Origin of the sequence: Ornithinimicrobium sp. (assembly GCF_035267225.1) — a bacterium.
Taxonomy (GTDB): domain Bacteria; phylum Actinomycetota; class Actinomycetes; order Actinomycetales; family Dermatophilaceae; genus Ornithinicoccus.
Map to the genome: position 1 here is coordinate 1 of NZ_DATFMA010000036.1, position 10,116 is coordinate 10,116.

A 10,116-nucleotide genomic window follows, 5' to 3' on the forward strand; every position below is an offset into this window, starting at 1 on the left:
GAGCGCTCCTTACCTCGACGGCGCGACGATCGACTTCGCGGACACCATCGAGAAGCAAGGGTTCACCATCGACAACCCCAACGCGGGCAGTTCGTGTGCCTGTGGTGACTCCTTCAGCTGACCGGACCTCCTGGCGTTGTCGCTGAACCGGTGGCGCTGGCGTAGGTTCTGCGCATGAAGTTCGCCATCTGCGGTTCGATCGCGACCGACCACCTCATGACCTACCAGGGGCGGTTCGCTGACTCTCTGGTCCCCGAAGAGCTGCACAAGATCTCGGTTTCCTTCCTGGTCGAAGACCTCCAGGTCCGCCGCGGCGGCATCGCGGCCAACGTCGCTTTCGGTATGGCCAAGCTCGGCCACCAGCCCGTGCTGGTCGGCGCCGTGGGTGAGGACTTCGCGGCCTACGAGTCATGGCTGCGCCGACACGGCGTGGACTGTGACCACCTTCTGGTCTCCGAGGTGCGGCACACGGCGAGGTTCATCGTCAACACCGACGAGGACATGGCGCAGATCGCCAGCTTCTACGCGGGAGCCATGAGCGAGGCCCGCAACATCGAGCTGGGGCCGATCCTGGACCAGGTCGGCGGGCTCGAGCTGGTGCTGATCAGCCCGGACGACCCGCAGGCCATGCTGCGCCACAGCGCCGAGTGTCGCTCGAGGGGCCTGTCCTTCGCGGCCGACCCCTCCCAGCAGCTCGCCTTCATGGACGGCGCCTCGATCCGCCGCCTGGTCGACGGCGCCTCGTACCTGTTCACCAACGACTACGAGGCGGCCCTGACCGAGAGCAAGACCGGCTGGGACTCCGCGGAGATTCTGCGCCGGGTCGGGACCCGGGTCATCACCAAGGGCAAGGACGGGTGCAGCGTGGTCAGCGCCCACGCGGAGCAGATCGACGTCGCCGCGGCCGGCCCGGTGACCAAGGTCGACCCCACCGGGGTGGGGGACGGGTTCCGCGCCGGCTTCCTGTCCGGTCTGGCCTGGGGGCTGTCGCACGAGCGGTGCGCCCAGCTCGGGTCCACCGTGTCGTCCTACGTGCTCGCCACGGTGGGCACCCAGGAGTACGACTTCGACCGCGGCGCGTTCCTGGGGCGGCTCCGGGACTGCTACGGCTCGGCGGCCGCGGAGGAGGTCGAACCCCACCTCGGTCGTGATCGCTGAGCCGGCCGGTAGGCCGCTCGAGCCACCGCCCTGCCGCTGGGCGCTGGACGCCCGTGCGGCCGTGGTGGGTGAGGATCTGGTGGCGGTGGGTGCCGACCTGGAGCCGGGAACCCTGCTCGCCGCCTACCGGGCGGGATTGTTCCCGATGGGGGTGGGCCAGGGCAGACAATCTGCCCTGGGGTGGTGGTCACCCGAACGGCGAGGGGTCATCCTGCCCGGTGACCTGCACGTCTCCCGCTCTCTGCGTCGGTCGGGGCGTCGCTTCACGGTCCGCGTGGACACCGCCTTCGACGACGTCGTCTCCGGGTGTGCCGACGCGAGTCGCCCCGGGGGGTGGATCACCCCGTCGTTCGAGCGGGCCTACCGACGGCTGCACGAGATGGGATGGGCGCACAGCGTCGAGGTCTTCGACGACCAGGGGCTCGCGGGTGGGCTGTACGGGGTGGCCGTCGGCGGGTTGTTCGCGGGGGAGTCGATGTTCCATCGGCGCCGGGACGCCTCCAAGGTCGCCCTCGTCGCCCTGGTGGACCATCTGGAGCGGGCCTGCCCGCCCTCACCGGAGCGGGCGAGCCCGTCGTGGCTCGTTGACGTGCAGTGGTGCACGGCACACCTCGCCACGCTGGGCACGCGCGAGATCAGCAGAGCGGCCTACCTGGCGCTGTTGCCCGACCTGACCGAGGCGGCTCACCTGTGGCCGGGTGCGGGGCCGCCGACACCGTGAGCCCACTGGACCCGCTGAAGGCGGTGCGCGGTAGCATCTACCCAGGAATGGGCCGGCCAACGACTGTGAGGTGTGCTGTGCGACGACGGAACGACTGGCCGCAGGGCAGCCGCAGGCGCCCTCGTGCCGTGGTGACTGTTCTCGTCGTGCTGGTCGCCTCTGTCCTGGTGTCCGGGTGCGGGGCCACCGTGCAGCGCGGTTTCATGCCGGAGGCGATCACCACCGAGGGGCCCCAGGTCATCGAGTTCTGGAACGCCACCTGGATCGCCGCCCTGGCGGTCGGCGTGCTGGTGTGGGGGCTCACGCTGTGGTGCATGGTCGCCTACCGCCGACGCAGCGCCGACCAGCCTCTACCGCCCCAGATCCGCTACAACGTGCCGCTGGAGATCCTCTACACCGTCGTGCCGCTGCTCATGGTGGCCGTGCTCTTCGGCAAGACCGTCGAGCTGCAGAACGAGCTGCTCGACACCGAGGACGATCCGGAGGTCGTCGTCAACGTCGCGGGCAAGATGTGGAGCTGGGACTTCAACTACGTCAACGAGAACGTGTACATCGAGGGTGAGCAGCCGGCGAACATGGACGAGGGCGGGACGGGTGTCGTCGACGAGCTGCCGACCCTGGTGCTCCCCGTCGACACTCGCGTCGAGTTCGTGCTCACCTCGCGCGACGTCATCCACTCCTTCTGGGTGCCGCAGTTCCTGAAGAAGCTCGACATGGTGCCCGGGCGGGTCAACACCTTCCAGGTCGTAACCAGTGAAGAGGGCACGTTCCAGGGCAAGTGCGCCGAGCTGTGCGGCGCCTACCACTCGCAGATGCTGTTCCAGGTGGAGGTCGTCTCGCAGAGCGAGTACCAGCAGGCCATCGCCGACCTGGAGGCGGCCGGCAACACCGGGCAGCTGGGCGAGGACCTCAACCGCTACCCCTTGCAGATCGACCAGGACGAGAAGCTTCCGGAGGGGAGTAACTGATGGCCACGATCGTCGGACCCGAGACGCGCGTCCCCTCTGACACCGGGCCGGAGGCCAGCCCTCCCAAGCCCCACTACGGCAGGCTCTTCGTCAAGGTCATCACCACGACCGACCACAAGGTGATCGGCAACCTGTACTTCGTCACCTCGTTCATCTTCTTCCTGCTCGGCGGGGTGATGGCGCTGGTGATCAGGGCCGAGCTGTTCGTGCCCGGGCTGCAGGTGGTGACCAACCCCGAGCAGTACAACCAGATGTTCACGATGCACGGCACGATCATGCTGCTGCTCTTCGCGACGCCGTTGTTCGCCGGTTTCGCCAACGCTCTGATGCCGTTGCAGATCGGCGCACCGGACGTCTCCTTCCCGCGGCTGAACATGTTCGCCTACTGGCTCTACCTGTTCGGGGGCTTGATCGCCTCGGCCGGCTTCCTGACCCCGACCGGAGCCGCCTCGTTCGGGTGGTTCGCCTACCAGCCGCTGGCCGGCGCGGCGCACAGCCCCGGCCTGGGGGGAGACCTGTGGGTCATGGGCCTGGCCCTCGGTGGGTTCGGCACCATCCTCGGGTCGGTGAACTTCATCACCACCATCATCTGCATGCGGGCCCCCGGGATGACGATGTTCCGGATGCCCATCTTCACTTGGACAGTCCTCATCACCTCCCTGCTGGTGATCATGGTCTTCCCGGTGCTGGCAGCAGCCCTGTTCGGGATGGCGGCCGACCGGATGCTGGGCGCGCAGATCTTCGACCCGCAGTACGGCGGTGCGATGCTCTGGCAGCACCTCTTCTGGTTCTTCGGCCACCCTGAGGTCTACATCATCGCCCTGCCCTTCTTCGGGCTGATCTCCGAGGTCCTGCCGGTCTTCAGCCGCAAGCCCCTGTTCGGCTACAAGACCCTGGTGTTCGCGACCATCGCGATCGCGGCCCTGTCGATCAGCGTCTGGGCCCACCACATGTACGCCACCGGGGCCGTGCTCTTGCCGTTCTTCGCGGTGATGACCATGCTCATCGCGGTGCCGACGGGGGTGAAGTTCTTCAACTGGATCGGCACCATGTGGGGCGGCACCATCGTCTACAGCACCCCCATGATCTGGGCGATCGGGTTCTTGGTGACCTTCCTCTTCGGCGGGCTGACCGGCGTCATCCTGGCCAGCCCAGCGCTCGACTTCCACCTGTCCGACTCCTACTTCGTGGTGGCCCACTTCCACTACGTCGTGTTCGGCACCGTCGTCTTCGCCATGTTCGCCGGGTTCTACTTCTGGTGGCCCAAGTTCACCGGTCACATGTTGGACGAGCGGCTCGGCAAGATCCACTTCTGGTCGCTGTTCATCGGCTTCCACGGCACCTTCCTCATCCAGCACTGGCTGGGCGTCTACGGCATGCCGCGTCGGTACGCCGACTATCTGCCCGAGGACGACTTCACCTGGATGAACCAGATCTCCACGGTCTTCTCCTTCATCCTCGGTGTCTCCACCGTGTTCTTCCTGTACAACGCCTGGAGGTCGTTCCACACCCCGAAGGTCGACGTGGACGACCCGTGGGGCTACGGGATGTCGTTGGAGTGGGCCACCTCGTGTCCCCCGCCGAGACACAACTTCGCCTCCATCCCGCGGATCCGCTCTGAGCGTCCTGCGTTCGACCTGCATCACCCGGACGTGGCGACCATCGAGTCTCCGGAACCAGACAAGAACATCATGGAGGAGCTCATCGGTGGGCCAGACACGGATCCTCAAGGCAGCGTCGGCACGGAGCACGGTGGCAAGCATGGCCATCCGGACAACTGAGACCGAGGAGCTGGCTCGATGAAAGCGGAAACCAGGCTCTTCGCCATCCTCGTCCCCTTCTTCGTCCTCATGACGGTCATCTACGCCTACTTCACCGACTTGGGGGAGTGGGTCGGCATCGTGGGCATCGCGCTTACGGCGGCTCTGTGTGGCTTCGTGGCGTTCTACCTGTGGTTGACCTCCCGCAGGCTGGACATGCGACCAGAGGACAACCTGCAAGGTGAGATCGCCGAGCAGTCCGGAGAGTATGGGTTCTTCAGTCCGCACTCGTGGTGGCCACTGTGGCTCGCCATGTCCGCGGCCGTCCTGTTCCTCGGGGTCGCGGTGGGCTGGTGGCTGTTCGTCATCGCCGCCCCGTTCGCTGCCGTCGCGACCGTCGGGTGGACCTTCGAGTACTTCCACGGGGAGAAAGCCGTCTAGCTGTACTCGGCAGGGACGTTCATGACAGTCGGCTGGTCGAGGGTGTCCTCCGAGGGCTGAGTGGCGTCGTGGGGTGTTGTCGTAGCGCACCAGGGTGCCAGTGCCGCGGGTGCGGGTGCGGCTCTTCGCGTTGTCGCTGATGACTTGTCTGTCGGTGATGCCGTGGCTGGTGAAGAACGCGCCGGCGCGGACCAGGAACTGCGGAAGGTGGTCCCCCGCTCGTTGGGCGGGATCTCGGCGTAGGCCGGGCGTGAGTGGTCATCGACTCGGCGTGGACGTCGTCGAAGCCGAGCCTGGTGCGGTTCTCGCGGGCCCGGCCGCGTGCTCGCCATCCTCCGCCGTCGGGGACCTTGCCGAGCTTCTTGACGTCGATGTGGATCAGGTCGCTGGGGCGGTCGCGTTCGTAGCGCAGGGCGGTGGTCTCACTGGAGCGGATCACCTGCACGGTCAGCGGGTCGCACTCATGCAGGGAGGGCACGTGGTGACGGCGAAGGCCCGCGGAGATCGTCCGCGCCGTCAGGCCCAGCTCGGCGTCCATCCAGTCACATTTCGCGCTGGGGGTAGCGGCCGGGCACCTCACGCTCGGAAAGCGGTGTGCCCTCAACCCCAGCCCAAGTCGTGCAGGCGCTCGTCGTCGATGCCGAAGTGGTGCGCGATCTCGTGCAGGACGGTCACGCTGATCTCCGAGCGAAGCTCATCGTGGTCGGCACACATGCGAACCAGGGGCCCACGGAAGATGACGATCCGGTCGGGGAGCTCTCCGCCGTATACCGCATCCCGTTCGGTGAGCGGCACCCCCTCGTAGACCCCCAACAACTCCGGGCTCTCGGCAGGCGGCTCCTCGTGCACGACGACTACGACATTGTCCAGCATGTCCAGCAGCTCGGCCGGGATCGAGTCGAGGGCGTCGCTGACTACATCATCGAACTCCGCAGCCTCCAGGTGCTGCACGGGCCCGGTTCAGCGCAAGGAGCTGTCCTCGAGAGCCGCGGGTTCGTCGCGTGCCGGGTTGACCGGCTCGCTGAGCTGCGGTGTCGGCGTGTCCATCGCGTCGTGCTCCCCGTGTGAGTGCGCGGCCGCGAGCTCGGCCGGCGTGACCGGCTGGAGCTGGTCACGGAAGTAGAAGTCGGACAGCGCCCGCCGCAGCCGGTTGCCGACCGGATGAGGCTTGCTGACCCCGTGCTCGTCGATGTCCGCGGCCTGCTCCAGCGCCAACGGGTACTGCGGGTCGTGCTGCACCAGCGTCCAGCGGGTGTAGGGGTCGAGCGGCTCATGGACCTCGTAGAACTCGCCCTCTGGGGTCCGCACGATGCGGCCGCTCTCCGTCCCGTGCAGCACGAGGTCGCGATCGGCGCGCTGCAGGCTGAGGCACAGTCGCTTCACCACCAAGAACGTGATGAACGGCAGGATGAACACCAGGGCGCGGAACAACATGGTCAGGTCGTTGATGGACAGGCCCAGCTTGATGGCCAGGATGTCGTTGACGCACGCCAGCGCCAGGACCAGGTAGATCGAGATCGCCGCGCTGCCGACGGCGGTGCGCACCGGGGCGTTGCGGGGACGGTCCAGCAGGTGGTGTTCCCGCTTGTCGCCGGTCACCCAGGACTCGACGAACGGGTAGACGCCACAGATGAGCCACACCAGAGGGAGCAGCACGAGGGACCCGAGGAAGATGTTGAAGATGAAGGAGTAGCCGAACAGCTCGAACTCCAGCCATCCCGGCAGTAGCCGCAGCGCCCCGTCGGAGAACCACATGTAGAAGTCCGGCTGAGAGCCCGCGGTGACCTGGGTCGGGTCGTAGGGACCGTAGACCCAGACCGGGTTGATCTGGACCAGCGCGGAGATCAGCGCAGTGATACCGAAGACGATGAAGAAGAACCCACCCGCCTTGGCCATGTACACCGGCATCAGCGGGAAGCCGACGACGTTGTTGTTGGTCCGTCCTGGCCCGGGGTACTGGGTGTGCTTGTGCAGCAGCACCAGCAGGATGTGCGCGGTGAACAGGCCCACCAAGAGCGCGGGGATGATGAGGACGTGGGCGATGTACAGGCGGGGGATGATGTCCTCGCCCGGGAAGGGCCCGCCGAACACGGCGAAGGTCATGTAGCTGCCGATGACCGGTGCGGACTGCATGAAGCCCTGCATCGCCCGGATGCCGGTGCCCGACAGCAGGTCGTCCGGCAGGGAGTAGCCGGCGAAGCCCTCGATGATCGCCAGGAGCGAGAGAACGGTGCCGATGACCCAGTTGATCTCACGCGGCTTGCGGAAGGCGCCGGTGAAGAAGACCCGAGCCATGTGCAGCGAGATCCCCACGATGAACAGCAGCGCAGCCCAGTGGTGCAGCTGGCGGATCAGCAGGCCCCCCCGGATGTCGAAGGAGATGTGCAACGTCGAGGCGTAGGCCTCACTCATGGTCACGCCCTTGAGGGGGACGAAGGAGCCCTCGTACTCCACCGGGCCGACGCTGGGGATGAACCAGAAGCTGAGGAAGGTTCCCGTGATCAGGCAGATCACCATGGAGTACATAGCGACCTCGCCGAGCATGAACGACCAGTGGTCGGGGAACACCTTACGCAGCAGGAACTTCATGCCCTTGGCGCTGCCGACACGTTCGTCGCTCCACACCACGGGCTTGGGCAGCCTCGGCGGCTGCTCGGCGTCGGCGCGGTCGGGGGCGGTGCTCGTGCCCTCCTCGGCGCGAACGCCTCCGGCTCCTTGCGGGACTCTCGATGTGGTGGACATCATCCACGCTCCCAAAAACTTGGTCCTACGGGTTCTTTGAACGAGTCGTCGGCGACGAGGTACCCCTCGGCGTCGACGGTGATCGGCAGCTGCGGCAGGGGACGGCCGGCCGGGCCGAAGATCACCTCGCAGTCGTTGGTCATATCGAACGTCGACTGGTGGCAGGGGCACAGCAGGTGGTGGGTCTGCTGCTCGTACAGCGCCACTGGGCAACCCACGTGCGTGCACACCTTGGAGTAGGCGAGGATGCCCTCGTAGCCCCAGTCCAGCGACTTCTGGCTCTGAACCACCTCGGGGTCGAGACGCACCAGGATGACCTGGTCCTCGGCCTTGGCCTCCATGATCTCGTGCTCGGTGTGCTCCTCGTGCGCCTCCTCGCCGACCCAGCCCTCGGGCATGATGTGGAACACCGACCCGATCGTGACGTCGGAGGCCTTGACCGGCACCCCGGAAGGATCGATCAACAGCCGCAGACCCTGCTTCCAGTTGGTGTCGTACAGCGCCCGGCCCGGAGCCGGGCCGAGGCTGCCGCCGAGCTGAAGCACCAACGGGATCGCGAACAGCCCCAGCGCGCCGGCGGCGCTCTGCAGGATGAGCGGGCGTCGGCCCAGCTGCGACTCCTTCCACCCGGAGCGCAGATGAGCGGCCGCACCTTCCCGGGTCTCCTCGTCGGAAGCCTGCTCGTGGCGCTCCTCGACGACCTCTTCGTCGGGCATCAGGGTCTTGGCCCAGTGCACGGCACCGAAACCGATGCCGCCCAGCGAAAGGGTCATCGTGATCCCCAGCGCCAGGTGGTAGAGGTCCATCTCTCCGATGCCGATGACGTAGCCGCGGGCGTCCATGGGAATGAACAGGTAGGCGATGACGAAGCCGACGGTGCCCAGAGCGGACAGGGTGAACAACGCGACGACCTGCCGCTCGGCCCGCTTGGCCGCTTTGACATCCACATCGCTACGGCGCGGGACGTGTGGGGGGAGACCGGGGTTCTCGAACCGCTCCGGCAGCTTGGAGTCACCCTGGGTGGCCGGGCTGTGGTCAGCCTGCCCACTGGTGTTTGCGGGGGTGTTGTCGCTCATCTGCTACGCCGCCTTCTTCCCGAGCCACACCGCGACCGCGATGAGCAGCCCGATGCCGAAGGTCCACACGAACATCGCGTCGCCGGCTGGGCCCAGCGAGCCCAGTGACTGGCCGCCGTAGGCGCTGTTGCCCTCTTCGATGTCCTTCAGGAAGGCGATCACGTCGCGCTTCTCCTCCGGGGTGATGTTCTCGTCGTTGAACACCGGCATCGACTGGGGACCGGTCAGCATCGCCTCGTAGATGTGCTGCGGCTCCACGTTCATCAGGCTCGGCGCATATTTGCCGCGGGTGAGCGCTCCGCCCGCACCGGAGGAGTTGTGGCACATCGCGCAGTTGGTCCGGTAGATCTTTCCGCCGTTGGCGATGTTCGCCTTCTCCACGTCGAGGTACTCGGCCTTGGGCACGTCGGGGCCGGGGCCGAGGGAGTCGACATAGGCGGCCATCGCCGAGATCTCCTCGTCGCTGAAGGCCACTGCGTCCCGGTTCTCCGGTGCCTGCACTCCCGGTGCAGCCAGCGGCATCCGACCGGTCGAAACCTGGAAGTCCACGGCAGCCGCGCCCGCACCGACCAGCGACGGACCTGCGGTGTCGTTGCCCTGCGCGTCCGTGCCGTGGCAGCTGGCGCAGTTCGCGAGGAAGAGCTTGCGTCCTTCTTGCAGGTCCTGCGTGGAGACCGTGGTCGAGGCCGTGCCGGGGGTGGCCTTCGGCTGTAGCGCGGCGTAGGCGGTCCCGGTCACGCTCAGACCCAGGATGAGCACGATCAGGGCGGCGAGGGGGCTACGGCGCCCGGTGCGCAGTCTCTTCACTGGAGCCTCCTGTCGTGGGCGGTCGGCCGGGCCGTGCGGGCGGACGTGCATCGGTGTGGCATCACTGCAGCACGTAGATCGTGAGGAAGAGAGCGACCCACACGACGTCGACGAAGTGCCAGTAGTACGACGTGACGACCGCGCTGGTCGCCTGGGCGTGCGTGTAGCGCTTGGCGGTGAAGCTGCGTCCGATGATCAGCAGGAACGCGATCAGGCCGCCGGTCACGTGCAGCCCGTGGAACCCAGTGGTCATGTAGAACACCGAACCGTAGGGGTCGGAGGCGAGGGTCAGGCCCTCGCGCACCAGCTCGGCGTACTCCAGCACCTGGCCGGCGATGAAGGTGGCGCCGAACAGGTAGGTCAGCACGTACCACTCGCGCATGCCCCACTTGCCGAACTCCATGATCCCGCCCGTACGGCTGGGCTGGCCGCGCTCGGCCGCG

The 10,116-nt window shown here is 66.9% G+C and carries 10 protein-coding genes and 1 pseudogene; 6 read left to right on the top strand and 5 right to left on the bottom strand.

From position 1 onward, the window contains the following. The 6 genes and pseudogenes from VJ976_RS02305 to VJ976_RS02330 all read left to right on the top strand — a co-directional run. Window positions 1-121 (top strand): annotated as a pseudogene (locus VJ976_RS02305) (iron-sulfur cluster assembly accessory protein); the annotation flags it as partial. A 53-nt stretch (window positions 122-174) separates the two neighbouring features. After that, complete coding sequence (locus tag VJ976_RS02310) at window positions 175-1,158, top strand: carbohydrate kinase family protein (protein WP_324098477.1); 984 nt, start codon at window positions 175-177, stop codon at window positions 1,156-1,158. After that, entirely contained in the window at window positions 1,148-1,879 is a 732-nt protein-coding gene (gene aat, locus VJ976_RS02315; RefSeq protein ID WP_324098478.1) for a leucyl/phenylalanyl-tRNA--protein transferase, read from the top strand. The genes VJ976_RS02310 and aat overlap by 11 nt, the downstream gene beginning before the upstream one ends. A 131-nt stretch (window positions 1,880-2,010) precedes the next feature. Continuing rightward, a complete protein-coding gene (gene coxB, locus VJ976_RS02320; protein ID WP_324098479.1) occupies window positions 2,011-2,847 on the top strand; it encodes a cytochrome c oxidase subunit II in 837 nt (278 codons plus the stop codon). Beyond that, window positions 2,847-4,628 (top strand): cytochrome c oxidase subunit I, encoded by a 1,782-nt coding sequence (gene ctaD / locus VJ976_RS02325; protein ID WP_324098480.1) that lies wholly within the window; start codon window positions 2,847-2,849, stop codon window positions 4,626-4,628. Before coxB ends, ctaD begins: the two co-directional genes overlap by 1 nt. A gap of 18 nt (window positions 4,629-4,646) precedes the next feature. After that, window positions 4,647-5,048: a cytochrome c oxidase subunit 4 gene (locus VJ976_RS02330; protein WP_324098482.1), complete on the top strand. Its 402-nt coding sequence runs from the start codon at window positions 4,647-4,649 to the stop codon at window positions 5,046-5,048. Window positions 5,049-5,648: 600 nt separating this feature from the next. Here VJ976_RS02330 and VJ976_RS02335 read toward each other — a convergent pair. The 5 genes from VJ976_RS02335 to VJ976_RS02355 all read right to left on the bottom strand — a co-directional run. Then, complete coding sequence (locus VJ976_RS02335; RefSeq protein WP_324098483.1) at window positions 5,649-5,999, bottom strand: metallopeptidase family protein; 351 nt, start codon at window positions 5,997-5,999, stop codon at window positions 5,649-5,651. 9 nt (window positions 6,000-6,008) lie between these two features. Beyond that, entirely contained in the window at window positions 6,009-7,790 is a 1,782-nt protein-coding gene (locus tag VJ976_RS02340; RefSeq protein WP_324098489.1) for a ubiquinol-cytochrome c reductase cytochrome b subunit, read from the bottom strand. Further along, window positions 7,790-8,866 carry a ubiquinol-cytochrome c reductase iron-sulfur subunit gene (locus tag VJ976_RS02345; RefSeq protein WP_324098484.1) on the bottom strand — a complete coding sequence of 359 codons (1,077 nt, stop codon included), beginning with the start codon at window positions 8,864-8,866 and terminating at the stop codon, window positions 7,790-7,792. The genes VJ976_RS02340 and VJ976_RS02345 overlap by 1 nt, the downstream gene beginning before the upstream one ends. A 3-nt stretch (window positions 8,867-8,869) precedes the next feature. Further along, a complete protein-coding gene (locus tag VJ976_RS02350) occupies window positions 8,870-9,673 on the bottom strand; it encodes a cytochrome c (protein ID WP_324098485.1) in 804 nt (267 codons plus the stop codon). A 61-nt stretch (window positions 9,674-9,734) separates the two neighbouring features. Beyond that, a partial coding sequence (locus VJ976_RS02355) for a cytochrome c oxidase subunit 3 (RefSeq protein ID WP_324098486.1) occupies window positions 9,735-10,116 on the bottom strand: 382 nt, incomplete at its 5' end.

Coding starts and splice junctions, on each gene's coding strand:
- VJ976_RS02310 (WP_324098477.1), top strand. CDS start 175: ATGAAGTTCGCCATCTGCGGTTCGATCGCGACCGACCACCTCATGACC.
- ctaD (WP_324098480.1), top strand. CDS start 2,847: ATGGCCACGATCGTCGGACCCGAGACGCGCGTCCCCTCTGACACCGGG.
- VJ976_RS02330 (WP_324098482.1), top strand. CDS start 4,647: ATGAAAGCGGAAACCAGGCTCTTCGCCATCCTCGTCCCCTTCTTCGTC.
- VJ976_RS02340 (WP_324098489.1), bottom strand. CDS start 7,790: ATGTCCACCACATCGAGAGTCCCGCAAGGAGCCGGAGGCGTTCGCGCC.
- VJ976_RS02345 (WP_324098484.1), bottom strand. CDS start 8,866: ATGAGCGACAACACCCCCGCAAACACCAGTGGGCAGGCTGACCACAGC.